The sequence below is a fragment of the Amycolatopsis thailandensis genome, from assembly GCF_042723255.1.
In the GTDB taxonomy this organism is placed as follows: domain Bacteria; phylum Actinomycetota; class Actinomycetes; order Mycobacteriales; family Pseudonocardiaceae; genus Amycolatopsis; species Amycolatopsis thailandensis.
This window is the reverse complement of record NZ_JBHXJK010000077.1, coordinates 11,361-33,594: the sequence shown is the minus strand read 5'-3', so window position 1 is coordinate 33,594 and position 22,234 is coordinate 11,361. Positions and strand designations below refer to the sequence as shown.

The window sequence follows — 22,234 nt, the reverse complement described above, 5'->3', positions numbered from 1 at the left end:
GGGCCTTCAGGGGCGTCGGCGGTGACTGCTGATGCGTATGAGGCGAACGTGGTGTTCACCGAGTCCGTGAAGGCCTCCTTCCCTACCTTCAGGGTAGGAAAGGAGGCCTTCACGGACTGGAGCTGAGGCCAACCGCGGCCCAGATCCGCGTAGGTAACCAAATACCGGTCCGCTCGCCCACCCGCTGCACACGAAGGCGTGGAACCGTCGCTCTGGAAGCGCGTCAGCGCGGCGCAATAAAAAGAGCTCCGTGCCATCAGTCCCGATCTGATGGCACGGAGCCGGGGGATGTCCGATTTGGGCCGCCTGGGGGCGCGACCCACACCGGACATCGGCGTCCACGTCCGTCCGGGTGGGCTCACCCCGAGCGAAGAACCCGTTCGACCGTCGACAACACCTACGTGAGCGAGCCCACTGGCCCGCTCACGTGGCGACAACGTAACAGGGCGCACACTGGTGGCTACAGGCACCCCTCGATGGCCTTCGCCACCTGCGGTTCGTCTACCGCGACAGCGGGGTCGAGTCGCGGCCGGCGATGAACGCGGGACGGCGTTCGATGGCCGCGAACGGCTCCCGCAACGCGTTCTCGACGCTGTTGAACACGATGAAGATGTTCGACCGCGGGTACGGCGTGATGTTGTTGGACGAACCGTGCATCACATTCGAATCGAACCAGAGCGCCGAACCGGCCTGCCCGGTGAATTGGTCGATTCCGTATTCGGCGGCGAGTTTGGTGATGTCATCCTCGCCGGGAACACCGACCCGCTGCTCTTTCAGCGAGCTCTTGTAGTTGCTCTCCGGGGTTTCCCCGGCGCATTGGACGAAGGTCCGCTGCGACCCCGGCATCACCATCAGCCCGCCGTTGAACGGGTAGTTGTCGGTGAGCGCGATGGAGCAGCTGACCGCTCGCGGCGCGGGCATGCCGTCTTCGGCGTGCCAGGTTTCGAAGTCCGAGTGCCAGTAGAACCCGGTGCCCTTGAAGCCGGGCATGTAGTTCACGCGGCTCTGGTGGATGTAGACCTCGGAGCCGAGGATCTGCCGGGCCCGGTCGAGGACGCGCGGGTCGCGGACGAGTTCCGCGATCAGCGCGCTGGTCTCGTGGACGTCGAAGATGGAGCGGACTTCACCGGTTTTGGCTTCGGTGATGACACGCTCGTCGTCGCGGTGGTCCCCCGACGACATCCGCACGAGTTCCTGCCAGTACGTCTGGATCTCGCCAGGCGACAACAACTGGTCGACGACGGTGTAACCACGGGTCTCGTGGTTGGCGAGGGTGGCCGCGTCGAGCGGCCCGTCGCCCTCGGTGCCCCAGACGGTGGGGTGTGTCCTGGGCAGGTGTTCGGGCTTACCCGTGATGCGGGTCGGGTAACTGTCGTCGACTCGGGTGTCGGTCAGCGTCAAAGCGGTCGCCTCCTCGAGCGATTTCTACGGTTCGGTTACGAGCGGGTACACGCCGTTCTCGTCGTGGACCTCACGGCCGGTGATGGGCGGGTTGAACACGCAGACGCACTTGATCTCGGTCTTGGGCCGGACCTGGTGCTTGTCGTGGTCGTTGAGCAGGTACAACGTGCCCGGCTTCAGCTGGAAGACCTCGCCGGTCGCGGTGTTCTCGAGCTCTCCCTCACCGGAGGTGATGAAGACCGCTTCGATGTGGTTCGCGTACCAGAAGTCGTTGACCGTCCCGGCGTAGAGCGTGGTCTCGTGCACCGAGAACCCGACGCCTTCCTTGGCGAGCACGATGCGCTTGCTTCGCCAGTTCGGGGTCTTGATGTCGGCGTCGGTATCGGTGACCTCGTCGAGTGTTCTGACAAGCAACGGAAAACTCCTTCTCGTTCTTGGTTGAGGGCGGCCGGTTCGGGTCAGTTGAGGACGGCGGCGACGGCCTCGTCGATGATCGACAGGCCCTTCGTGAGCTCGTCCTCGGTCAGGGTGAGCGGCGGGAGCACCTTCATGACCTCGCCGTCGGGGCCGGAGGTCTCCATCAGCAGTCCGCGCTCGAAAGCGGCGGCGCAGACCTTGCCCGCGAGGTCCCCGTTGGGGAACTCGATGCCGCGGGCCAGGCCGCGGCCCTTCGCGAACAGGTTCGCGTCCGGGTACGCCTCGACGATGCCCTGGAAGGCGGCGGCGATGCGCTCGCCCTTGGCCTTCGTCGACTTCTCCAGTTCGTCGTCGCTCCAGTAGACGCGCAGCGCCTCGGTCGCGGTGACGAACGCCGGGCTGATGCCGCGGAAGGTGCCGTTGTGCTCGCCCGGCTCCCAGACGTCGAGGTCGGGGCGGATCAGCGTCAGCGCCATCGGGATGCCGTAGCCGCCGATGGACTTCGAGAGGCAGACGATGTCGGGCTTGATGCCCGCGTCCTCGAAGCTGAAGAACGGGCCGGTGCGGCCGCAGCCCATCTGGACGTCGTCGAGGATCAGCAGGATGCCGTGCTTCTTGCACAGGTCGTCCAGCGCCTTGAGCCACTCGATGCGCGCGGCGTTGATGCCGCCCTCGCCCTGGACTCCCTCGACGATGACGGCGGCGGGCTCGTTCAGGCCGCTGCCGGAGTCTTCGAGCAGCTTCTCGAAGTAAAGGAAGTCCGGAATGGAGCCGTCGAAGTAGTTGTCGTACGGCATCGGCGTGGCGTGCACCAGCGGGACACCGGCGCCGCCGCGCTTCATCGAGTTGCCGGTCACCGAAAGGGCGCCCAGCGTCATGCCGTGGAAGGCGTTGGTGAAGTTGATGACCGATTCCTTGCCGGTCACCTTGCGCGCGAGCTTCAGCGCGGCCTCGACCGCGTTCGCGCCACCGGGGCCGGGGAAGACGACCTTGTAGTCGAGGTCGCGCGGCTGGAGGATCTTCTCCTTGAACGTCTGGAGGAAGTCCCGCTTGGCCACGGTGAACATGTCGAGCGCGTGCGTGACGCCGTCACGGGCGATGTAGTCGATCAGCGCCCGCTTGAGCGCCGGGTTGTTGTGCCCGTAGTTGAGCGCGCCGGCGCCGGCGAAGAAGTCGAGATAGGCCTTGCCGTCTTCGTCGTACAGGTAGCTCCCCTGAGCCCTGTCGAACACCACGGGCCAGCCGCGGCTGTAACTGCGTACTTCGGATTCGAGTTCCTCGAAAATACTCATCACGTTTTCTTTCTCCCTGGGATCCCCGGTTTACGTCCTAGTTGTTGCCGAGCGGACCGATTCGGTACAGGTCCTCCTGCTCATGCGTTCCTTCCTCGGCCGGGAAATCCGTCGCGGAGAACAGATCCTGGCGTTCCAAGGTGGCGTCCCAGCGCTTGGCGAACGAGGCGAACAACCGGATCGAAGCCTCGTTGTCCGGGGTGATCGTCGTTTCCAGGTACCGCACACCCTGTGCGGCGAGCCTGCTGAACAGGTCGTCGAGCAGTGCCCCGGCCAGGCCTTTTCCGCGCTGGGACGCGTCGACCGCGACCTGCCAGACGAAGCCGGTGTCCTGCTTCCGATACCCGATCACGAAACCGACCGGCTCGCCGTCTACTTTCGCGACGACCGAGGTGTCTGCGAAATCGTGGCACCACAGCAAATAGGCGTAAGGCGTGTTGAGATCGAGCTTCTTCGAATCGCGGGCGATTCTCCAGAGCGCGGCACCGTCTGCCTTGGTCGGATTTTCGATCAAGTGCTTTCCGGACATGTCCAAGAAACGTACCGGAGGATTCGGGCGCGGTCAGATCAGCGCGGCGGCGGCAACGCGGCTACCTGCAACAACCCGGAAACACACGTGACAAAGGTAACGGTAACGTTTGAAGCGCAGCACTTGTGGGTAAGGCCGCTTCGTTGCGGTCTCACTGCATGTGACGATACCAACCGTTACCACTTCGTCGCACGGTCAGGACGCGTTTCGGCGCGCCGAAACCGCGAGGAGGGGCCTACTTGCGGCGTGCCCGCCTCCGGAAGACGGAACCCAGCGGCGTCCAGATGGCGGGCAGCAGGAGCAGCAGGCAAACGACGAGCCACCAGACCGGCGCCTCGCCGCGCCGCCAGCCCGCGACGACGTCGCCGAGCCAGCCGAACAGCGGCTCGCGGACCGGCGGCAGGAACGCGGCGAACAGCAGACCCGCTCCCACCAGCACGCCGAGCACCGTGAGCACCATCCGCCACGTCTTGCGCAGCGTCATCAGGCTGACCGCCAGGAACACGATGGCGCCCGCGGCCACCGGGACGCCGACCCATTGCAGGACGGGACCGCCCTGTCCGCCGATGACGAAACCGGCCAGCACCGTGATCAGCGCGGCGAGCACGTTCCACGGCGCGGGCAGGGTGGCCGCGCCGCGCGTGATCCACCAAGCGCTGCGCCCCGCCGCCTTGGCGAAGGTCGCGGCGGGCTGGACCGTTTTCGGCACCCGCGTCGCCCCCGCCGCCGCGTTGAGCCCGGCGGCACCCGCCTTGACCAGCGTCTTCGTCAGCAGCATCGTGCCGCGTTCGTGTTCGAACCGCTCGCCGGAGACCTGGCAAGCCTGGAACGCGCGCTGGGTCTGCTCGTCGGTTTCCGGCTCGTTCTCGATCAGTTTTCTGAACCGTTCCGACGGTTTCCCGTTCCCTTTGGCCGTTTTCGCGTCGTGTCCGCTGTGGAGGCCGACGCAGGGCAGTTCTTCGCGCGCGATCTCCAGCTGCCGCACCCGCGCGAGCACCATCGCCGTCACCGGCATACTGATCGGGAGGGCGGCTTCGCCTTCGACGTCGGCGAGTTCGCCGTCGAGGCCGAGGAAGGCCAGCTCTTCGGTCAATTGCGCGCACAGCGCGTCCGCTTCCTCCTGCGCCAGCCCGTCTTCCGTACCGGGCCGGCGCCAGCCGATCTTCGTGAAGGTGTCCCGCACCTGTATCCGGAACGCCTCCCGCCCGACGACGTCACGCAGCAGCCGCAGGCGTTTCGGGTCGAGCAGGCATTGGATCAGCCAGCCGGCGCCGTCGACCCGGCCCCACATCCAGTCGTTCGCGCGCCAGGACGCCTTGTAGAACGCGCCGAAGTAGTCGGCCTGCATGCCGGTGAGCTTCGTCCACGAACGACGTCGCTTCATGTCCAGCAGCGTCCGGGAATCCGCGCTCACCTGGACGAGATCGACGCGCTGATCGACCGACGGCGGCTGCGCGAGCAGTCCCCGGGTCGCGATGTGCAGGCGCACCAGACGCGAAGTTACGACCGCGTCACCGGCGCTCTTGTCGTCGGAAGTGAGCCCGGTCCACGCCAGCAGCGTGCTGACCGTGTCGGCGGCCTCGGTGTCGGGTTTCCCTTGCGCCAGCGGCAAAAGGATCGGCGTCGCCTGCCGGAGCGCGGCGACCACGAGCGGCCACGCCTCCTTGAGCGTGTCCGACCGGCCGAGTCCGGCCCATTTCCTGGCGAGCCCCTCGATCCAGGCCGCCAGGGTGTCCGCGGACTTCGGCGGTTCCTGTTCGGTGACCCAGCTCGCGATCCGGTAGCCCCGCGCGGCCTTGTGCCGGGCCTCGTGCAGCAGCACCCGGCATTGATTGAGCTGTGTGGCCTGCTCCGGCGACGGATCGAGCCGGAAGCCCGCGTTCACCAGCTGGAGTCCGGTCGCCACCGAATCGTCGAGCGCGGTGGTGCGGAAGGCGATCAGGTCGCCGAGTTCGCAGGTGTCCTTCGGCGGCTCGGTGGGCAGGCCGTCGCGCAGGCCCGCCGCCGCGGCCGCGCGCAGCTGCGCCGCCGTACCGGACGCCCACTGACGTCCCTCCACATCGGACAGCGAGAGCCTGCGGGTCGCCTCTCGGACCAGCGCGGTGGCGTCCTCCTGGACCCGCCTGTCGCGGTAATCGTTCATCAGGCGCTGGTCGACCAGTGTGCCGGGGCCGCCGCGAACCCCCATCGCGGCAAGGGAAACACGGGTTCCCCTGGTCCGGACGACGGCGTCGTTGTGCCGGGTCAGGTCTTCGAGCTCGGCGCTGATCGTCTGGCTCAGCACGGTTCCGACGACCTTGCTCATCGCGCTGCCGAGCAACGGCGGCCGCTCCGGATCCACCACGACCCGGTCTGCTTCGCGTTCCGCCGTCGGCACCACGTACAGCAGCAGCCGCCGGACATCCGAATGCGACTGCCGTTCGAAGATCTCCCGCAACGCCGGGCGCAACGGTTTGTTCAGCAGCACTCCGCCGTCGGTGAGCCAATGCGACCGCGAGACGTCGGTGTACTTGGTCATGTCCGGATGCAGTGGCCCGGTCTTCTCGCCGATCGGCATCCGGGAAAGCTCGAACGCGCCGGGGAACGACGCGGTGGAGCGGGCCGCGAGCGCGAGCGGCCCCACCACGTCGTCAGTCCATAAAGGACCGTCGAACCGGAAGAGCAGGCGATGTTCGGTGTCCCGCACCAGGTTCCCGAGCGCGTCGTCGAACCTGGTCGTCTCGCCGTCGATCATCGTGCCGGTGAGCAGCACGGTGATGTCGGGACAGTCGGGTTTCACCGTCGCCTTGTCGGTGATCCGGTGCAGCGCGTCCTTCAGGTCCGCCAGCAGCACTTTGTCGCCGTCGAGCAGCGAACGTGGCGCCTTTTCGCCGGGGTCGCGGATCAGGTTGTCGAGCGATCCCGTGCTGATCCACGTGTCGCGAAGCACCTGCGGGCTCGACCGGAACGCCTCCGCCAGCCCGAGGCACGCCGCGTTGATGCCGCCCGCGCTCGTGCCGGTGAGCACGTCGAGCGAGACGGTGGCGTTGAGCAGATCGAGCAGGGCGCGATACGGCCCCTCGGCTTCCGGCGTTCTCGACGCCTGAAGCAGATGCGAGGTCTCGGTGGCGACCCCGCCCATCCAGACCGCGAGGCTCGCCCCGCCCACCATGGTCATCGCCAGCCGGATCTCCTGCGGCCACGGGCTCCCCGCGTCGGCCATGTGCGCCCTCCCCAAGGCTTAAGTGCAGGAGCACTGTAGACCGGACGGCCGAACCGGTGTACCGCCGTTGGTGCCGAAAATCGTTCACCCGTAAGGGCAAATCCCCGCGTTTCGTCCTCTGGACGCGGTAGTTGGGCATGCGAACTACCGCGTTCAGAGGACGAAACGCGGGAAGGGGCGGGGCGTTCGCGACACGCCTCCCGCTCGGGCGACGCCCACGTGGTGAAGGCCTCCTTCACTGCCTTGAGGTAGGTAAGGAGGCCTTCACGGACCTTGCGACGCGGCCAGGAAGCGAAGCCACGGGCCGAACACGTTGCGAAAGCCACTTTCACAACGTTGAAGGTTACGAAAGCCACTTTCGCAACGTCGCCGACAGGTCCAGCGGACCGAGCGAACTACCGCATTTAGAGGACTAAATGCGTGAGGAGGCAGGGAAGGTCAGGCGGCGAAGTGTTCCAGCAGGAGCACTTGGGCCTCACCGACGGCGAAGCCCAGGATGGCTCCGGTCGCGATCAGGATCCATTCGTCCTGCTGGAAAGCCGGCCGCAGCAGTCCCTCGAATTCGCGCGGCGACAGCTCCTTCATCTTGGTCACCAGCACGTTCCGGATGTCCATCGCGTCGTTGGCGTAGTCCTCGATGTACCGCATGGTCTCCGGCAGCTTGTCCATGATCTTCTCGGCGATGTTCAGCTTCATGTCCTGATACCGCCTGCTGCCGACGGCGAACACCACCAGCGGCTTCCCGACACCGACGCGGCGGCCGAGCTGTTCGTCGAGCTGACGCTGGATGAGCCCGAGCACCCGGTCCGAAAGCGGCCCGTGCAGCACCGCCTCGATCACGTTGTGCGGGGTGATGATCTCCTTCGCGATCAGCGCGCCGTACGCCTCCGCGACCTCACCGCGCCGCTTCAGGAACAGACCTTGCCAGCGCACGCCGAAGTACCGGCGTTCCTCGATCGGGTAGAAGATCATGCGCAGCGCCAGCCAGTCGGTGAACCAGCCGGTGAAAAGACCGAACAGCGGCATGATCAACGGGAATTTGAACAGCACCCAGGCGACCATCTGGATGACGCCGATCAGCCCGCCGAAGACGATGCCGGAGCGGGCGATGAACTTGAACTCCTTGTCGCCCGCCTCCTGGAAGATCCGGTTCAGCAGCCGTTTGTCCTTGACCAGGGCGGTGACCACCATGCCCTTGAGGTCGAACACACTGTCCACATCGGACTTGATGAGCTCCAGCACGGCCGCGACCATCTTCGGCGTCTCGGCCTGGACGCGCTGGATCACCAGCCGCTGCATCCCCACCGGCAGCGATTCCCACAGCCCCGGCTGGTAGTGGGCCGCGACGTCGCGCACGATGTCCTCGACGGCGGCTTGCAGCGGTTTTTCGATCTCCCGCGCGATTCTCTGCGGATCGAGCCGGGCGACGACCTCGGCGGGCTTGATCAGCTGCTCGGTCATCGTGTCGCAGGCGATGCTCGCCATCCGCGCGGCGCGTTTGGGCACGATGCCCTGCCAGCCGAGGAAGGGTTTGATGCCGATGAACTCGACCGGCTGGAACATCATCCGGATCGCGACGAGTTTGGTGGTGTAGCCGATCAGGGCGGCGACGATCGGGATGGAGACGTAGATCGGCCAGTGGCGACCGAAATCGGCGAGGATCCCGTCGAGGAACGCACCCATGCCGGAGTCAGCCGGCGCTCGGGTCGCAGGCCTGCCAGAACTGGGCGCCGAGCCGGGAGATATGGACCGTGCGCTTGACGAACTTGGCCCGCTTGACCGACTTCTCCGCCTCGCGGACCGTCTCGTCGGTCAGCAGGATCTCGTACTGCGTCTCCAGCGCGGGCACCTCTTCGTCCAGCTCCACCAGGCCGAGCCCGATCAGCCGGGTGAGGTAGCCGGGCACCTGGTCGGGCAGCGACACCCCGGCGGCCTTGCCGACGGTGGAGGCGTTGCGCAGCACGAACCGCCCGGCGCCACCGAGGTTGGTCCGCTCGGCGACGTCGACGGCGGGGAACGGCGAGCCGTCGGAGAGCGCGGAAAGAATGCGGGCCTCGTCCGGCGTCAGCTGCCGCAGGATGATCGCGTAGAGGTATTCGCGCGCCCTCTCACGGCCGAAGCCGATCGAGTGGTTGAGCAGTTCGGCCATCGCCGCGCGGAGCGGTTCGAGCTGAGCGCGCGTGTGCACGAGGGTGATGGTCGCTTCGACCGGGCGCGCGCCGTTGGAGTCGGGGCGGTTCATCGCGGACGCGGCGGTGAGCGCGGCGTGATACGGGTCGTCGACCTCGTCGAGGCGGCGGCGCAGCTCCGAAAGCAGCTGTCGCTCACCCTGTTTGATGACCTGCTCCGCGATTTCGACGCCGGGGAGCTTGCGGGTGAATTCGAAACCCGTGCGGGCGGCCCAGCCCGCGAGCTGCCCCGCGCGTTTGGCGAATGCGGCCAGGTCGTCACCGGCGGGTCGATCGTTGCTCACGGACACTCCCCTCGCGTTCGCGCTGATGCTACCTGCGAGTAGGCCGAACGGCCGAAATTGTGATCGACGCGGGTGTTTGGATGAATACATGAGCTTCACGCGCTGGGGTCCGCCGATCGACGTCCTCCCGCTGTTCGCGCGGGAGGAACAAGCCCTGCTCGACGTCCTCACCGGATTGGACGCGGCACAGTGGTCCGCGCCGACGGTGTGCGAGGGCTGGACCGTGCACGATCTCGCCGCCCACATCCTGGGCGACAAACTCGGCAGGCTGTCCCGCGACCGTGACGACTACCGGACGACGGCGCCGCGCGAGGGCGAACGGTTCGGCGACTTCATCGACCGGATCAACGACGAATGGGTGGTCGCGTGCCGACGGCTGTCCCCCGAAGTGCTGTTCGCGATGCTGGTGGACAGCACCTCGCAGATCGCGGAGATGTTCGGCCGCGCCGATCTCGACGCGATCGGCGAGCCGGTGAGCTGGGCCGGTGCCGAACCCGCGCCGGTCTGGCTCGACGTCGCCCGCGAGTACACCGAGTTCTGGGTGCACCAGCAGCAGATCCGCGAAGCCGTCGGCGCCCGGATGCTCGACGAGCGCGAGTTCCGCGGGCCGGTGGTCGACACTTTCATGAGGGCGCTGCCGCACACTCTGCGTGACATCGAAGCGAGGACAGGGCGGCAGGTCGCCTACACCGTCACCGGCCAGGGCGGTGGGAAGTGGACCGCGCAGCGGACCGCGGAAGGCTGGGTGCTCGACAGCGTCGCGCCGACGTCACGCGCACCCCTGGCCTCGGTCACGACGGACGCGGACACCTTTTGGCGGCTGTGCACCCGGAACCCGGCGGACCGGGACCGGGTCACCACCAGCGGGGACGAAAACGTTTGCGCCGCCGTACTCGGGATGACGTCGATCATCACATCGAGTAACGGCTGACCTTCTCCGGGTGGATGAGGAGCCGGACGAGCTTCAAGGTCTGGATACCGGCGAGTTCGCCCGCGTGGGCCGGATCTTCGAGGTCCCAATAACGCTCGGCGAGACGGGCGGCCAGCTCGTACGCCCCGTCGGGCTCCACCGTGGCTCGACCGGCGACCGAAATCCAGCGTTCGCGTTCGCCGACCGGCGCGGCCACGATGATCGACGCGCGGGGATCGCCGCTCACCTTCCGGACCTTGGGCGAGTCCTCGGGCGTGAACAGCTGGATGGTGCCGTCGTCGGCGGCTTCGAACCACACCGGCCGGACCGGACCGTCGGCCACGGTCAGGAACCCGTGCAGGGGACGGCGGAGGAATTCGAGGTCTTCGGCGGTCAGCATGAGCACGATTCAACCCGGCGGACTTGGACGTGCCCATAGGTGAAAAGCCGGATCGCCTGTGTATTCGTCTAGCCTCGTAGCCGTGGACGTCTTCAGTGACCTGATCCGCGGGGTGCGGTCCCACGGCTCGTTGTTCGGCAGTTCGACGCTGTCCCCGCCCTGGTCACTGCGTTTCGTGGACGGCGCGCCGCTGACCCTGTGCGCCGTGCTCACCGGGGCGGGCTGGATCGTGCCGGAGGACGGTCCGCCCGAGCCGCTCCGCGCGGGCGAGACGATCATCGTGCGCGGCCCGGCGACGTTCGCCTTCGTCGACGAGGTCGGCACGACGGCCGAGCCGATCGCGTGCGGCGAGCACTGCGCGACCCCCGAACAGGGCGGGACCAGGCACCGCCTCGGCTGGGTCGACGACCCCGGCGGCGAGACGACCTTGATCGTCGGCGCGTATCCGGTGCGCGGCGAGATCGGCCGCCCGCTGCTGGACGCGCTGCCCGTCGTGCTGCGGGTGGACGCCGGGGGCGCGGGCGATCCCGTGCTGGACCACCTCGCCGCCGAGGTCGCCATCGACGCGCCGGGTCAGCAGGTCGTCCTCGACCGGCTGCTGGACTGGATGCTGGTCTGCTCCCTGCGCGAATGGTTCGACCGGCCCGGCGGTGAGCCCCCGGCGTGGTGGGCGGCCCAGCGGGATCCGGTGGTCGGCGACGCGCTGCGCCTGCTGCACGCCGAACCGGCGGCGCCCTGGACGGTCGGCTCGCTGGCCGGCCGGACCGGGGTGTCCCGGTCGACGCTGGCCAAGCGGTTCGCCGATCTGGTCGGCGAACCGCCGCTGACCTACCTCACCCGCTGGCGTATGACCCTCGCGGCGGATCTCCTGGCGGGCAAGGAGTCCACGACGATCTCGGACATCGCCCGCACCGTCGGCTACTCCGACGCCTTCGGGTTCAGCGCGGCGTTCAAACGCGTGCGGGGCGTCAACCCCAGCGAGTTCCGGACCGGCGTCGCTCAGCGCAGCTGATGCCGGGACTTCTTGGCCTGCTTGCGCAATTGCAGGATCCGGGCACCGCCGACGAGCGCGACCAGCGCGCCACCGGCGATCACGGAGAACAGCATCGCGACGGCCAGCGGCATGCTGCCGGACATGCCCAGGAAGTGGACGGTCGCCGTGTCCTGGTTCTGGAGGATGAACACGAGCAGGAACACCAGCACGATCAGCGCCACGATGACGGCGATCCACGTGCCGCTCACCCGGGTGCGTTTCAGCTTCGGGCCTGCCTCGAATTTCCCGCTGTGGCGCGCGCCGGCGGCTTCGGGCGGCTTGACGGGCTCGACCGGAACCTCGGCGGCGCCCTCCTGCGGCTGCGTCATGCAGGACAGTGTCCGCCGAAGTCCGCGCGATCGCGCTCTCAAGCGTCCGAACGGGTGACCTCGTCCGCCGCGCGCAGCACGCGCAAGGTGTTCTCACCGGCCAGCTTCGCGCAATCTTCCTCGCTCCAGCCACGTTCCAACAGCGCGGCGAACAGCACCGGGTACTTCGAAACGTCTTCGAGGCCTTCGGGCAGCGTCGCGACGCCGTCGTAGTCCCCGCCGAGGCCGATGTGGTCGACACCGGCCACTTCACGCGCGTGTTCGATGTGCGCGACGACGTCGTCGATGGTGGCCTTCGGCTTCTCGGGCCCGCCTCGCTCGGCGGTGAACTTCGTGCGCTGGTCGATGTTCCGGTAGTCCTTGCCAGCGGCTTCCATGTCCTGACGCAGCTGGTCGTCCCACTCGGAGACCTTCGGCGAGATGAAGCCCGGCACGAACGTCACCATCGCGACGCCGTCCTTGGCCGCCAGGGTTTCGAGGACGTCGTCGGGGATGTTGCGGGCGTGGTCGTTGACCGCGACGCACGAGGAGTGGCTGAAAATCACCGGCGCGGAGCTGACCTCCAGCGCGTCGCGCATGGTGCTCGGCGCGACGTGCGAAAGGTCGACCAGCATGCCGATCTTGTTCATCTCGCGGACGACGTCACGGCCGAAGTCGGTGAGCCCGTCGTGCGCGGGTTCGTCGGTGCCGGAGTCGGCCCAGGTGGTGTTGTAGTTGTGCGTCAGCGTCATGTAGCGGACGCCGAGGCGGCGCAGGATCCTCAGCACACCAAGGGATTCGGCGATGCTGTGGCCGCCTTCGGCACCCAGCAGGGAAGCGATCTTGCCGTCGCGGAAGGCGGCTTCGGCCTCGTCGGCGGTGTCCACGAGGGCCAGGCGATCGGGGTACCGCTCGGCCATCTGGTGCACGATCTCGATCTGTTCGAGGACCGCCGTCACCGCGCTGTGCCCTTCGAACTGGCAGGGCACGTAGACGGACCAGAACTGCATCCCGAGCCTGCCTTCGGCGAGCTTCGGGAAGTCGGTGTGCAGATGCGGCTGGTGGACGGTGAGGTCCGTGCCTGCCACGGCCTCGACCGGGTCCGGCCCGGTCGTGACCCGCAGCTCCCATGGCAGATCGTTGTGCCCGTCCGCGAGGAGAACCCTGTCGAGCAGGGCTTGGGCGCGGACGAGGTCCCCGTTAGTCATCGGACGATTTTACGTTCGCGTGCTTTGCTCTCCCCGCCGCGGGTTGAGCCACCCCGCGGCCGCTACCAAACCGTTGCCGGTCACCTGATGCCCGCCGGGATGCCGGTGGGCGACGACCTCCGCGTCACGTTCGCGCAGGTCACGGACGAGCGTCTCCGCCGAAGCCAGCGGCGCCATCGGATCGTGTTCGCCGTTCGACAGGAAGACCCGCGTCCCGGACAGGTCGTTCCGCGGCGGGTCCGGCAGCGGTGACATCGCCGCGAACAGCGCGGCCTCCCGGACGGCGTCCGGGCGGAGGAGGGTCACCGCGGCGGCGATGTTGGCGCCGTTGGAGAACCCGATGGCGACCAGCCGCCGGTCCCCGAGGCCGTACTCCTCGCGCGAGGCGGCCACGAAATCGGCCAGCTGGTTCGCGCGGAGGACGACGTCCTCGTGATCGAAGACGCCTTCCGCGAGCCGCCGGAACCAGCGCGCCGCACCGTGTTCCGACACCGGACCGGCGGGTGCGAGCAGCGCGGAGGCCGGGCTCAGCTGACGCGCGAGCGGCACGAGATCGTCCGGTCCGCCGCCGGTGCCGTGCAGGAGCAGCAGCACCGGTTCGTCCGGCGATCCCTCGACGTACTTGTGCTCCAACGATTCCGGCGCAGTCATCGCGGGTTGTTCTCGCTCGGGAGGTCCAGCTTCGGCAGCATCGCCTCGATGTCCTCGCGCTTGGGCTCCAGCCACGGCGGCAGCTTCAGCGCGCGGCCGAGTTCGAGCAGCGGCTCGTCGATCGCGAACCCGGGTTCGTCGGTCGCGACCTCGAGCAGGGTGCCGCCCGGTTCGCGGAAGTAGATCGAGCGGAAGTACTGACGGTCCAGGATGGACGTCACGTTCACGCCGTCGTCGATCAGCTCGTCGCGCCACGCGGCCTGGGTCGCCTCGTCGGGCGCGCGCCACGCGACGTGGTGCACGGTGCCCGCCGCCACGAGCCCGCGCGGCGCGTCCGGCGTCACGAGGACGTCGACGAGCGCGCCGGGGCCGCCTTCTCCGGCGGAGAACCGCAGACGGTTTTCCTCCTGGTTCACGAAGGTCAGGCCGAGCCCGTCGGTCAGCATCCCGGCGGTCGCGTCCTCTTTGGACACCGACAGCGTGACGGAGTGCAGCCCACGGATCGCGTGCTCGGCGGGCACGAGTTTCGTGTCCCACGGGTCGCGCGGGTCGCCCTGCGGATGGGCGACGAGGGCGAGCTTCAGGCCGTCCGGGTCGGCGAAGGTGAGCGTCTCCTCGCCGTCGGAGTTGCGGATCTGGCTCGTCTCGACGCGGTTTTCGGCGAGGTGCCGCTTCCACCAGCCGAGCGAGGCCTCCGGCACGGAGAACGACGTCGTGGTCGCCTGGCCGGTGCCGTGACGGCCCTTCGGCGCGTCCCGCCATGGGAAGAAGGTCATCAGCGAACCGGGCTTGCCGGCCTCGTCGCCGTAGTACAGGTGAAAGGTGCCTGGGTCATCGAAGTTGACCGTCGTCTTCACCAGCCGCAGGCCGAGGGCCCGGGTATAGAAGTCCACGTTGCGCTGGGGATCGCCACCGATGGCGGTGACGTGGTGCAGGCCCGAAGTCTTGATCGACATGGTGCCCCTCCTCTGGAGCCGGTACGAGAAAGCTAACTCGGAAACATCTCGCGCGCAAGATATATTCCTGGAAGAGTTTTGGGTGTACCCTCGCTCGCGTGACAGTGGTGAAATCGGGGGAACCGAACGACGACGAAGTGGTCACGTGGTGGGGCCTGGTGATCGAGGGCTACCTGGCCACGCAGAACAAGCTGATGGGCGAGATCGCCGAACGGTTCGGCCTGGCGCCGGCGTCGTTCGACATCCTGACCAGGCTCGTGCGCTCACCCGAGCACCGGATGCCGATGACGCGGCTGGCCGTCGAGGCGGCGTTGTCCAGCGGCGGGTTCACCAAGGTCGCGGACCGGCTGGTCGCCGCGGACCTGATCTGCCGCGTGCCCAGCCCGGACGACCGGCGCGTCACGTTCGCGGCGCTCACCGAGCACGGCCTCGACGTCGCGGAACAGGCGCGGGAGGCATGCGCGGAGATCCTGCGGCGCATCGTCCTGGCCCCGCTCGGTGACGACGCCTCCGGCCTCGCCGAAGCGATGCGGACCCTGCGGACCGTCAACGGCGCTTGAGTTCCGCTTCCAAGCACGCGAGTTCCGGCTTCAATCACGAGTGTCGTCCGCCTGATCACGCGTGTCGTCCGTCCAGTCACGCGAGCCGGCCATCGAGTCACGTCGGCTCGGCTCGCGGTTTCGGCGAACTCGCGTGCTCAGAGGCGGGACACGCGTGATTGGAGACGGATCTCGCGTGTTTGAAGCCGGAACTCGCGTGATTGGAGACGGAACTCGCGTGATCAGACGGACGACACGTGTGATCGGGTGGACGTCAGCCGGGCAGGGGTGAGGCGGGGTCGGGCTGGTAGGCCTGGACCTCGTACATGTCCCGCACCAGTTCCCGGATGACGTTGCGCCGGATCTTCCCGGTCGCCGTCTTCGGCAGTTCGCCGAGCTCGACGACGCCCCGCGGCCGTTTGAACGACGCCAGCCCGGCCCGGCAGAAGTCGATCAGCTCGTCCGCGTCCAGCCGCTGACCGGGCACGCCGACCACGCACGCGACCGGTTTCTCGATGCCGTCGGCGTCGAAGGCGGCCACGACCGCGACCTCGGCGACCGCCGGATGCTGGAGCAGCCTGTCCTCGACCTCGGCGGGCGAAACCCAGATCCCGCCCGGTTTCAGCATGTCGTTGAACCGCCCGAGACAGGTGTAGGTGCCGTCCGCGTCGCGCACGAAACTGTCGCCCGTCCGCAGCCATTCCCCTTGGAAGACCTGCTTCGTCGTCTCATACCGCGCCCAGTACCCGGTCGCGATCGACGGTCCGGCGACGAACAGCTCACCGGGCTGCCCGTCCGGCACGGGGTCGCCGTGTTCGTCGCGCAGCGCGACTTCGTAGCCGGGCACCGGGATCCCTGTGCTGCCGGGGCGAACCTGGTGCGGCCGGTTGGTCAGGAAGACGTGCAGCGCCTCCGTCGAGCCGATCCCGTCGAGGATCTCGACGCCGAACCGGTCGCGAAACCGTTCGTACAGCGTGGCGGGCAGTGGTTCCCCCGCCGAAACCGCCTGTCGTACCGAGGCGAACGTGTCGTCGGGGATGTCGCTGGCGAGCAACGCCGCGTAGAAGGTCGGGACGGCGAAGAACAACGTCGGCCGCTCCGCGCGGGCCCTGGCGGCGATCAGTCCCGGGGTCGGTCTCGCCGGTTCGAGCAGCGTCGTCCCACCAGCCGCGAGTGGGAAGAACGCCGAATTCCCCAACCCGTAAGCGAAGAACAGCTTCGGAACGGAAAGGAAACGATCGTTCGGCCCGACGTCCAGCACCCCGCGCGCGTAGGTCTCGCAGACCGCGCGGATCCCCGCGTGCCGGTGCATCGCGCCCTTCGGCTTCCCCGTCGTACCCGAGGTGTACAGCCAGAGCGCGGGCGAATCCTCCCAGGTCGCCGCCGGTTCGAAACCACTTTCGTCCACTGTGGACAGGTCGCTCCACTCGTGCGCGCGGACCCCGGGCGGCAGTTCGGCCGCTTTGGCCCTGTCCAGCACGACGTCGGTGACCTCCGGCGCCAGCCCCAGCGCGATCGTCGCCTGCGCGGCGAACTCGCCGGAGACGCACAGCACCCTGGCGCGCGAGTCGGCGAGCACCTTGCCGAGGTCCATACCGGTGACCATGGTGGACACCGGTACCGCGACCGCTCCGGCCAGCATCGCGCCGAGGATCCCGGTGAGCAGCTCGACGTCGTCGACCATGCAGAACAGTACCCGCTCCTCGGGACGGACCCCGATGGCCTTCAGCCCGGCCGCGAACCGGCGGGTCTCGGCCGCGAGCTCCGCGTACGTGAGACTTCGCCTGGGGGAAACGACGGCGTTCTTCGCCCCACGCCCTTCCGCCGAATGCCTGTCGAGCAGGTAGCTCGTCGCGTTGAACCCGGTAGCAGCAGCGGTCACGGGCGCACCTTCTATCGGCTCAGGTCAGGTAAACGTATTCGTAATCGAACGGTTTCCCATTGATGCCCTGGCGTGGCGGCGCCACCCAGCTCGCGATCTTTCCTCGCTCGTACACCGGGTGCATCAGCGATCGGACGAAGGTCAGGTCTTCGGGAGTGGGCAGCCACTTGCGTTTGCCGGCCAGCCAGGTCCGCTCGTCGACAACGGTGCCGTCGGGCGTCACATGGTGGCCGGAGTTTATGCCGACTTCGCGATTGAATCCAGGGTGCGGGAGGACGAATCGGAAGTCGATACCGGCCTCGTCGAGGATCTTGTTCCAGCGGTTGACCCCGGTCTGGCAGTCGGCGCGGTACTCCTCACGGAGGTCGAGGTTCAGCAGCAGGATGGCCTGGTGTTCCTCGGTCTCCCAGGTGCCGTCGGCTCGCGGCCGGGACAGCGACCCGGCCGCGTCGGTGAGCTTGTGGTCGTCCTTGCGGCGGGCCTCCTGCCAGCGGCCTTTCAGTCCGGCGGTGTAGTAGTTCGCGGCGTTGGTCGAGGTCTCTCCGCCGAAGAGGTCGAGGGAGACCGTGTAGTGGAAGTTGAGGTAGCGCTGGATCACTTCCAGCGGGATCCCGCCGTGTGCGGCGATGTCGAAGGTGTCGTGCTCGCGGACGAGTTCGGCACTGCGGGTGACCACCCGGTCGACCCCCGTGGTGCCGACGAACATGTGGTGCGCCTCTTCCTTGAGCATGAATTCACAGGTACGGGAAAGGGGGTCGAAGCCGCTTTCCTTGAGGGTGCCGAGCTGATACTTGCCATCGCGATCGGTGAAATAGGTGAACATGTAGAACGCGAGCCAATCCGCGGTCTCCTCATTGAAGGCGCCGAGGATACGCGGGGCGTCCGGACTTCCGGAATTCCGGAGCAGGAGACCTTCCGCTTCGTCGCGGCCTTCCCTGCCGAAGTAGGCGTGCAGCAGATACACCATCGCCCAGAGATGGCGGCCTTCTTCGACGTTGACCTGGAACAGGTTCCGCAGGTCGTAGAGGCTCGGCGCGGTGAGCCCCAGCAGTTTCTGCTGTTCGACCGACGCGGGTTCGGTGTCGCCCTGGATGACGATGAGCCGTTGCAGGTCGGCGCGGTATTCGCCGGGAACCTGCTGCCAGGCCGGCTCCCCGCGATGCTCGCCGAAGGTGATCACCCGGTCCGGGTCCGGCTCCGCGAGGAAGATCCCCCAGCGGTAGTCGGGCACGTTGACGTGGTCGAAATGCGCCCAGCCGTCCCGGCCGACGCTGACCGCGGTGCGCAGGTACACACCCTGGGTCCGCAAGGTGGGGCCCATTTCGCCCCACCAGTCGAGGAATTTCGGCTGCCAGCCTTCCAGCGCCCGCTGGAGCCGCCGGTCCCCGGAGAGATCGACGTTGTTGGGGATGCGCGCGTCGTAATCGATCTTGGTGGGCATGAGCTGTTCAAACCCGCTTCCTGTCGAAGACGGCCTTCTGACCGGTACCGTAGCGACGCAGCGCGCCCTCGGGACCGGATGCGTTCGGACGGGTGAAGATCCAGTTCTGCCAGGCGGCGAGCCTGCCGAAGATCTTGCTTTCCGTCGTTTCGGGGCCGACGAACCGGTGGTTCGCCTCCATTCCGGTCAGTGCGTCCGGACTGAGCGAGGCACGCCCCTCCAGCGCGATCCGGATCTCGTCCGCCCAGTCGAGGTCGTCCGGGGCGTCGGTGACCAGGCCGAAGTCGTTCACTTCCGCCGGGCTCAGCGGTTCGCCGCGTCGTTCCGCGAGCTTCGCGACTTGGCCCGGGTCGCCGAAGAAGCGGGACTCCAGACGGGTCAGGCCGTTGCCCATCGGGAAGCGGCCGAAGTTGGCTTCGGACAACGTGATCGACGCGCGTTCTTCACTGTCTTCGTCGTCGATCGGCGGACCGTCCAAGATGTACTGCCGGTCCGCGGCGAGCGCGAGTTCCAGCAGGAGCCCGGCGAAGCACCCGCCGGGCTCGATGAGCGCGATCAGGCTGCGGCTGGTGACGTCGAGACGTTTCAGCGTCCGCTTCCAGTAATGGACGATTTCGTTGCTCAGACAGTCTTTCGCGTCGAAAACGGCGCGTTCGTGCTCCAGGACCTTCGCGGGATCGCCCTCGGTGCGGAGCACCCACGTGCCGAGTCCGGGTTCGTTGGTGCGCAGGCGAAGGATCGCGTCGTCCAGCTCCCGGGTGACGTCCAGTAGCCAGCCGCCGTCGTCTTCGGGCCCCTTGACGGTGATGGTCGCTTCGGACCGGCTCAGTGAAATGTCGACATAGCGATGCGTGAGCGGCGCCAGCTGGACACCTTCGCCGTCGAGCCGCTCGGTCGTCCGCGCGAGTTCCTTGGCCCTGGCCAAGACGGCTTCGCGGAAACCCTTGCGCGGCACGAGTTCGTCGACGAGCCGCCAGTCGACCGCGGTCCGCCCTTTGACGCCGTCCGGCCGGGTGGCGAAGACGTCGGCGAGGTCCCGTCGCACACCGCGTTTGTCGACCACCCGGGTGAGCCCGCCGGTTCCGGGGAGGACCCCGAGGAGCGGGACCTCAGGCAGCGCGACCGTCGAGGAGTTGTCGTCGACCAGCAGGATCCTCTCGCAGGCGAGCGCGATTTCGTACCCGCCGCCGGCGCACGTGCCGTTGACCGCGGCGACGTAGAGCTGACCGGAGTGCACGGTGGCGTCCTCCATGGCGTTGCGGGTCTCATTGGTGAATTTGCAGAAGTTCACCTTCCACTCGTGCGACGACGACGCCAGCATGCGGATGTTCGCCCCGGCGCAGAAGACGTTGTCCTTCGCGCTGGTCACGATGACCACGCGGACCTCGGGATGCTCGAACCGCAGCCGCTGCGTCGCGTCGTACAACTCGATGTCGACGCCGAGGTCGTAGGAGTTGAGCTTGAGCTCGTAACCCGGGACGAGCCCTCCGTCGGCATCGACGTCGAGTTCGAGCCACGCGACGTCGCCGTCGGTGGACAGTTTCCAGTGCCGGTATCCGCTGGGATGACGTTCGAACGTCACCGATGTGGTCCGCGTCACCCTTTCGATTGTCTACATTGCACTGATTACCGTCAATGTTCTGTAGCAAGTTGGTCACGAAGGGCGGACAGGAGCAGGTCGAGGAAGCGCCCCCAGTCGGAACCCGTCCGGATGACGGACGAAAGGGCGCCGACCAGCAGATAGACGTCGGCGACGGTGCAATCCGGACGAACGAGGCCTGCCGCCTGGTCGTGGGCGATGACCTCCGCGACCACGACTTCGAGTCGTCCGCGGGCGCCGCCGCGCGGCTCGCTCCCGGGTCGCCCACGGGCCGAGTCGATGGCGGCGGTGAGACCACGATCGCGGGACAGCAGTTCGCCGACGTACCGGAAATAGCGCTCCAGCCCGGAATCCTCGCCGAAGCACTGCGTCCGGGCGTACTCCTCGATCTCCGCGAAGCGATGCTCCGCGGCCGCCTCGACCAGCGCCTGCCGATCCGGGAAATGGCGATACACGGTCCCCACGCCGACGCCCGCCGCGCGGGCGATCTCCGGCATCTGCACGTCGTCCCCGCGTTCGGCGAACAGCGCCCGCGCGGCCTCCGTCACCCGTGCCCGGTTGCGCTCCGCGTCCGCTCGCGGCTTGGTTGACAACCTGCCTCCCTCGCGATTAAGTGGAAACGGAATCCGCTTCCGATTGAAGGAGAGCATAGCATGTCGAAGGACCGTTTTCTGCTGCTCAAGCCCGGCGAGGCGCGACCCGGCCGCGTGCCGCTGCCGTCCGCGTTCAGCGTCAAGGCGATGACCGAGGACACCGAGACGCGGTTTTCGTTGCTGGAAGTCACCCTGGCCATGGACATCCCCCGGCACGTGCACCACGAGGCCGACGAGTGCATCTACGTCCTCGAAGGCGAACTCGGGATCGATTTCGACGACGAAAGCCACGTCGCGACCAAGGGCACGTTCGTCTTGCTGCCACGCGGCGTCCCGCACGCGCTACGCCGCGTCTCCGCGCCGCCCCGGGTCCTTCAGATTTCCTCCCCCGGTGGCTGGGAGCACTACCTCGAAGACCTGTTCGAGGCGGGCCCCGCCGTCTTCACCCAGGGCGCGATCGATCCGGAGAAGATCAACAAGGTCGCCGCGCCCCACCACATCACCTATGGCACCTGAGCGGGCGTGGGCACCCGGTTGAGCTTCGCCGCCGCCCAGGTCGCGAAGCCCCACAGCAGCAGCGCCGCGGCGCCGTCGGTGAAGATCGTGGCGAACCAGAACGCCGGGATCTGCGGCACGCCGGTCAGGAAGTGCCCGAGGCTCGCCAGTCCCGACAGCGAGAAGACCATCAGGAACACGAGCGCCCGCCAGTAGCGTCCGCGCAGGTAGTCGCGGTAGCCGGCCAGGCCGATCGCGGTCAGGACGAAGTACACGATGGCGACCAAGGCGGCGGCGACACCGACCGGGATCCCCTCGATCTGCGGGTAGTCCGCCACCCTGATCACGTTGTGCGCGTAATGCAGCGTGGTGGACAGCAGCGTGAAGGCCAGGATCAGCCGTAACGCGGTGAGCCCTTGGGTTCGCAGAGCTTCCATGTTCGCCCCCTTGCGATTTGATAGATCGCTCTAGCGAGAGCTTAGCTCATGGTGGGTGGGAGCTGAAGGGGTGCGGTGAGGCGTCCCGGCGGCCCGCCCGCAACGCGTGAAGGTCGAGTTCCCTCGGCTGAGCCGCGTGAAGGGGGCCTTCACGCGCAGCCGCTGTGATGTGTGGGGTTTCTGTGGCGCCTGCGGTTTCTGGGGCGACCCGCTGGTCCGTGAAGGACTCCTTGAGGGACCCAGAGTCCGTGAAGGCCTCCTTCACTACCTTGAGGGTAGGCAAGGAGGCCTTCACGGACCGGCGCCGCGCGGGGAGCGGCCGACCGCAATGAAGGGGCCTTTCATAGCAAAATTTGCCATGAAAGGCCCCTTCATTGCACGCGCGGGACCACCCACGCCGTGAAGAGAAGCAAAGTACGTGAAGGCCCCCTTCACTGCGCCTAGCGCAATGAAGGGGGCCTTCACGT

General features: G+C 67.5%; 21 protein-coding genes. 4 read left to right on the top strand and 17 right to left on the bottom strand.

The window, feature by feature from the left end:
• Positions 1-501: 501 nt before the first annotated feature.
• The 7 genes from thpD to ACFWMR_RS27265 all read right to left on the bottom strand — a co-directional run bounded on the left by thpD (position 502) and on the right by ACFWMR_RS27265 (position 9,314).
• A complete protein-coding gene (gene thpD / locus ACFWMR_RS27295; RefSeq protein ID WP_378380416.1) occupies positions 502-1,401 on the bottom strand; it encodes an ectoine hydroxylase in 900 nt (299 codons plus the stop codon).
• A gap of 24 nt (positions 1,402-1,425) precedes the next feature.
• Positions 1,426-1,815 (bottom strand): ectoine synthase, encoded by a 390-nt coding sequence (locus ACFWMR_RS27290; protein WP_007033454.1) that lies wholly within the window; start codon positions 1,813-1,815, stop codon positions 1,426-1,428.
• A gap of 44 nt (positions 1,816-1,859) precedes the next feature.
• Positions 1,860-3,110 carry a diaminobutyrate--2-oxoglutarate transaminase gene (gene ectB, locus ACFWMR_RS27285; RefSeq protein ID WP_378380415.1) on the bottom strand — a complete coding sequence of 417 codons (1,251 nt, stop codon included), beginning with the start codon at positions 3,108-3,110 and terminating at the stop codon, positions 1,860-1,862.
• 37 nt (positions 3,111-3,147) lie between these two features.
• Positions 3,148-3,639: a diaminobutyrate acetyltransferase gene (gene ectA / locus ACFWMR_RS27280; RefSeq protein ID WP_093936505.1), complete on the bottom strand. Its 492-nt coding sequence runs from the start codon at positions 3,637-3,639 to the stop codon at positions 3,148-3,150.
• A 235-nt stretch (positions 3,640-3,874) separates the two neighbouring features.
• Positions 3,875-6,841 (bottom strand): patatin-like protein, encoded by a 2,967-nt coding sequence (locus ACFWMR_RS27275; RefSeq protein ID WP_378380414.1) that lies wholly within the window; start codon positions 6,839-6,841, stop codon positions 3,875-3,877.
• 438 nt (positions 6,842-7,279) lie between these two features.
• Positions 7,280-8,524, bottom strand: a complete 1,245-nt coding sequence (locus tag ACFWMR_RS27270) for a DUF445 domain-containing protein (protein WP_378380413.1) — start codon at positions 8,522-8,524, stop codon at positions 7,280-7,282.
• Between the two features lie 7 nt (positions 8,525-8,531).
• On the bottom strand, positions 8,532-9,314 hold the full coding sequence (locus ACFWMR_RS27265) for an Abi-alpha family protein (RefSeq protein WP_378380412.1): 783 nt from the start codon (positions 9,312-9,314) through the stop codon (positions 8,532-8,534).
• 88 nt (positions 9,315-9,402) lie between these two features.
• Between ACFWMR_RS27265 and ACFWMR_RS27260 the strand changes: the two genes are divergently transcribed.
• Positions 9,403-10,245 (top strand): maleylpyruvate isomerase family mycothiol-dependent enzyme, encoded by an 843-nt coding sequence (locus tag ACFWMR_RS27260; protein ID WP_378380411.1) that lies wholly within the window; start codon positions 9,403-9,405, stop codon positions 10,243-10,245.
• Here the strand turns inward: ACFWMR_RS27260 and ACFWMR_RS27255 are convergent.
• The gene (locus ACFWMR_RS27255; RefSeq protein WP_378380410.1) at positions 10,226-10,624 is read right to left on the bottom strand and encodes a pyridoxamine 5'-phosphate oxidase family protein; all 399 of its coding nucleotides are present in this window, start codon (positions 10,622-10,624) and stop codon (positions 10,226-10,228) included. The genes ACFWMR_RS27260 and ACFWMR_RS27255 overlap by 20 nt on opposite strands.
• 82 nt (positions 10,625-10,706) lie before the next feature.
• Between ACFWMR_RS27255 and ACFWMR_RS27250 the strand changes: the two genes are divergently transcribed.
• The gene (locus ACFWMR_RS27250; protein ID WP_378380409.1) at positions 10,707-11,636 is read left to right on the top strand and encodes an AraC family transcriptional regulator; all 930 of its coding nucleotides are present in this window, start codon (positions 10,707-10,709) and stop codon (positions 11,634-11,636) included.
• On the opposite strand, the gene ACFWMR_RS27245 is transcribed toward ACFWMR_RS27250, so the two are convergent.
• Genes ACFWMR_RS27245 through ACFWMR_RS27230 form a run of 4 tightly spaced genes read right to left on the bottom strand, consistent with a single transcriptional unit; the run spans position 11,624 to position 14,780 of the window.
• Positions 11,624-11,986: a LapA family protein gene (locus tag ACFWMR_RS27245; protein ID WP_093936512.1), complete on the bottom strand. Its 363-nt coding sequence runs from the start codon at positions 11,984-11,986 to the stop codon at positions 11,624-11,626. The two genes, ACFWMR_RS27250 and ACFWMR_RS27245, sit on opposite strands and share 13 nt — an antisense overlap.
• A gap of 38 nt (positions 11,987-12,024) precedes the next feature.
• Positions 12,025-13,173 carry a dipeptidase gene (locus ACFWMR_RS27240; protein ID WP_378380408.1) on the bottom strand — a complete coding sequence of 383 codons (1,149 nt, stop codon included), beginning with the start codon at positions 13,171-13,173 and terminating at the stop codon, positions 12,025-12,027.
• Positions 13,174-13,182: 9 nt separating this feature from the next.
• Positions 13,183-13,824 carry an alpha/beta hydrolase gene (locus ACFWMR_RS27235; RefSeq protein ID WP_093936514.1) on the bottom strand — a complete coding sequence of 214 codons (642 nt, stop codon included), beginning with the start codon at positions 13,822-13,824 and terminating at the stop codon, positions 13,183-13,185.
• The gene (locus ACFWMR_RS27230) at positions 13,821-14,780 is read right to left on the bottom strand and encodes a ring-cleaving dioxygenase (RefSeq protein ID WP_378380407.1); all 960 of its coding nucleotides are present in this window, start codon (positions 14,778-14,780) and stop codon (positions 13,821-13,823) included. The genes ACFWMR_RS27235 and ACFWMR_RS27230 overlap by 4 nt, the downstream gene beginning before the upstream one ends.
• Before the next feature lie 98 nt (positions 14,781-14,878).
• Here ACFWMR_RS27230 and ACFWMR_RS27225 point away from each other — a divergent pair, with 98 nt between their 5' ends.
• Positions 14,879-15,340 (top strand): MarR family winged helix-turn-helix transcriptional regulator, encoded by a 462-nt coding sequence (locus ACFWMR_RS27225; RefSeq protein ID WP_378380406.1) that lies wholly within the window; start codon positions 14,879-14,881, stop codon positions 15,338-15,340.
• Positions 15,341-15,593: 253 nt separating this feature from the next.
• Here the strand turns inward: ACFWMR_RS27225 and ACFWMR_RS27220 are convergent, their stop codons facing one another.
• Genes ACFWMR_RS27220 through ACFWMR_RS27205 form a run of 4 tightly spaced genes read right to left on the bottom strand, consistent with a single transcriptional unit; the run spans position 15,594 to position 20,835 of the window.
• The gene (locus ACFWMR_RS27220; RefSeq protein WP_378380405.1) at positions 15,594-17,201 is read right to left on the bottom strand and encodes a benzoate-CoA ligase family protein; all 1,608 of its coding nucleotides are present in this window, start codon (positions 17,199-17,201) and stop codon (positions 15,594-15,596) included.
• A gap of 19 nt (positions 17,202-17,220) precedes the next feature.
• Positions 17,221-18,642: a benzoyl-CoA 2,3-epoxidase subunit BoxB gene (gene boxB, locus ACFWMR_RS27215; protein WP_093936518.1), complete on the bottom strand. Its 1,422-nt coding sequence runs from the start codon at positions 18,640-18,642 to the stop codon at positions 17,221-17,223.
• Positions 18,643-18,649: 7 nt separating this feature from the next.
• Positions 18,650-20,242 carry a 2,3-epoxybenzoyl-CoA dihydrolase gene (boxC, locus tag ACFWMR_RS27210; protein ID WP_378380404.1) on the bottom strand — a complete coding sequence of 531 codons (1,593 nt, stop codon included), beginning with the start codon at positions 20,240-20,242 and terminating at the stop codon, positions 18,650-18,652.
• A 32-nt stretch (positions 20,243-20,274) separates the two neighbouring features.
• Complete coding sequence (locus ACFWMR_RS27205; RefSeq protein ID WP_378380403.1) at positions 20,275-20,835, bottom strand: TetR/AcrR family transcriptional regulator; 561 nt, start codon at positions 20,833-20,835, stop codon at positions 20,275-20,277.
• Between the two features lie 60 nt (positions 20,836-20,895).
• On the opposite strand from ACFWMR_RS27205, the gene ACFWMR_RS27200 reads away from it, so the two are divergent.
• The gene (locus tag ACFWMR_RS27200) at positions 20,896-21,351 is read left to right on the top strand and encodes a cupin domain-containing protein (protein WP_378380402.1); all 456 of its coding nucleotides are present in this window, start codon (positions 20,896-20,898) and stop codon (positions 21,349-21,351) included.
• Here ACFWMR_RS27200 and ACFWMR_RS27195 read toward each other — a convergent pair.
• Positions 21,339-21,767: a hypothetical protein gene (locus tag ACFWMR_RS27195; protein WP_378380401.1), complete on the bottom strand. Its 429-nt coding sequence runs from the start codon at positions 21,765-21,767 to the stop codon at positions 21,339-21,341. The two genes, ACFWMR_RS27200 and ACFWMR_RS27195, sit on opposite strands and share 13 nt — an antisense overlap.
• Between the last annotated feature and the right edge of the window lie 467 nt (positions 21,768-22,234).

What these genes read in the sequence shown, in the direction of transcription:
- ACFWMR_RS27200 (WP_378380402.1), top strand. Translation starts at nt 20,896, where the DNA reads ATGTCGAAGGACCGTTTTCTGCTGCTCAAGCCCGGCGAGGCGCGACCC.
- ACFWMR_RS27230 (WP_378380407.1), bottom strand. Translation starts at nt 14,780, where the DNA reads ATGTCGATCAAGACTTCGGGCCTGCACCACGTCACCGCCATCGGTGGC.
- ACFWMR_RS27275 (WP_378380414.1), bottom strand. Translation starts at nt 6,841, where the DNA reads ATGGCCGACGCGGGGAGCCCGTGGCCGCAGGAGATCCGGCTGGCGATG.
- ACFWMR_RS27270 (WP_378380413.1), bottom strand. Translation starts at nt 8,524, where the DNA reads ATGGGTGCGTTCCTCGACGGGATCCTCGCCGATTTCGGTCGCCACTGG.
- ACFWMR_RS27235 (WP_093936514.1), bottom strand. Translation starts at nt 13,824, where the DNA reads ATGACTGCGCCGGAATCGTTGGAGCACAAGTACGTCGAGGGATCGCCG.
- ACFWMR_RS27195 (WP_378380401.1), bottom strand. Translation starts at nt 21,767, where the DNA reads ATGGAAGCTCTGCGAACCCAAGGGCTCACCGCGTTACGGCTGATCCTG.
- ACFWMR_RS27255 (WP_378380410.1), bottom strand. Translation starts at nt 10,624, where the DNA reads ATGCTGACCGCCGAAGACCTCGAATTCCTCCGCCGTCCCCTGCACGGG.
- ACFWMR_RS27240 (WP_378380408.1), bottom strand. Translation starts at nt 13,173, where the DNA reads ATGACTAACGGGGACCTCGTCCGCGCCCAAGCCCTGCTCGACAGGGTT.
- ectA (WP_093936505.1), bottom strand. Translation starts at nt 3,639, where the DNA reads ATGTCCGGAAAGCACTTGATCGAAAATCCGACCAAGGCAGACGGTGCC.
- ACFWMR_RS27260 (WP_378380411.1), top strand. Translation starts at nt 9,403, where the DNA reads ATGAGCTTCACGCGCTGGGGTCCGCCGATCGACGTCCTCCCGCTGTTC.
- ACFWMR_RS27245 (WP_093936512.1), bottom strand. Translation starts at nt 11,986, where the DNA reads ATGACGCAGCCGCAGGAGGGCGCCGCCGAGGTTCCGGTCGAGCCCGTC.
- ectB (WP_378380415.1), bottom strand. Translation starts at nt 3,110, where the DNA reads ATGAGTATTTTCGAGGAACTCGAATCCGAAGTACGCAGTTACAGCCGC.
- boxB (WP_093936518.1), bottom strand. Translation starts at nt 18,642, where the DNA reads ATGCCCACCAAGATCGATTACGACGCGCGCATCCCCAACAACGTCGAT.